The sequence below is a fragment of the Komagataeibacter ossonobensis genome, assembly GCF_057359305.1.
The window spans coordinates 1-1,260 of sequence record NZ_JBXAYQ010000116.1; the positions used below are offsets into that span (position 1 = coordinate 1).

Annotated in this window: 2 protein-coding genes; both read right to left on the bottom strand. The window is 57.4% G+C overall.

Going from position 1 to position 1,260, the window contains the following annotated elements:
• Positions 1–444, bottom strand: a 444-nt coding sequence (locus AC1RQ9_RS18915) for a VIT1/CCC1 transporter family protein (protein WP_485988133.1), incomplete at its 3' end; no start/stop codon positions are given.
• Positions 434–1,003: a cytochrome b gene (locus AC1RQ9_RS18920; RefSeq protein ID WP_485988132.1), complete on the bottom strand. Its 570-nt coding sequence runs from the start codon at positions 1,001–1,003 to the stop codon at positions 434–436. The genes AC1RQ9_RS18915 and AC1RQ9_RS18920, both read right to left, overlap by 11 nt.
• Positions 1,004–1,260: the final 257 nt, after the last annotated feature.

Consider the following 1,260-nt stretch of genomic DNA (forward strand, 5'->3'; position numbering starts at 1 on the left):
ACGCGCCGCAGTCGCGTCCGAAATGCCGAGTTCATCGCGGGCGTGCGCCCCCAGTGCATCATGCTTCATGAGTTGAAGGGCAACCTTGCGCGCCAGAATATCATCCAGGCCACGCTGACGGTATATCCCGGCCAGTTCGCTCACTTCAGCGTCCCAGCTACTGCCAAGCTCCTTTTTTTCGCGGGCGAGGTCAGCCTTCTCAGAGTCCGCCTGCGAACTGACGGATACATATTCCCCTGCGGCCATGGACATGGCCCCGGCAACCAGACTGGAAATTCCAGCCAGCAGGATGCTCCCCTGTGTCGCATGGGCGCTGGCAACGCCGATGATCAGGCTGGATGTTGACAGGATACCATCATTCGCCCCCAGGACAGCGGCCCGCAGCCAGCCCAGGCGGGAGGTCGCGTGGATTTCCTTGGGGCGTAGCGGTGTTTTACTTTCCATATTCATCGGATACATTCCCTGTCAGCAGCATTCTCTGAAAAACATTGTCCCGGAGAATGAAGTAATGAAAACACGCGGCTAGCGCATGACCCGTGGCAAGCACGATGATTAGCCAGCCATTCCACTGGTGCAGCCAGTGCAGAATGCCGACTGTCGATGCCGGGAACCTGCCAAAGGGCGGCATGATCTGGATGGACAGGAAACTCATGGCCTGCCCATTGCCCCATCGCCACAGATACCCAAGGAGGATTTCCAGCAGGACTAGCCCATACAGGCTGTATTCCACGCAGCGCGCCAGCATGGCATCAAGCCAGCGATCGGCGGCGCGGATCTGCCGCCCCCAGCCTAGTCGCCATAGCAGGCGTGCGGGAAACAGCATGCTCAGGACCATGCCTGCTGTCAGGTGGGTCACCACCAGTTGATGGTGTAGCGGGTTCCGGAACAGGCCCCATAAATTCGCGGTTGCGAACTGCAACACGATAATGGCCGCGCATCCCCAGTGGAAAATGATTGTTGGTGCGTCATAACGTGCTGGGGAAAGGCCGGATCTGTATTTCATCCGGGCAATTGTATCACTCAAACATGACGCGAACCTGAACGATTGGCCGCCTTGCCGATACCTGCGGCCCGTTGGTGTTCAGACTGTAAAAAAAGAACGGAGATGGTAAACCCACGTCGACACCGGCAGCGAGCAAGGAACCTGTATCCAGACAACTGTGTGGCGCCTGTGACCTAATGACATCGCAGAATATGTGCAAGCTACGGCCATTTCGGTAAATCGGATCGCAAATGTGATGGACTGAGCGTGTTTCCCCA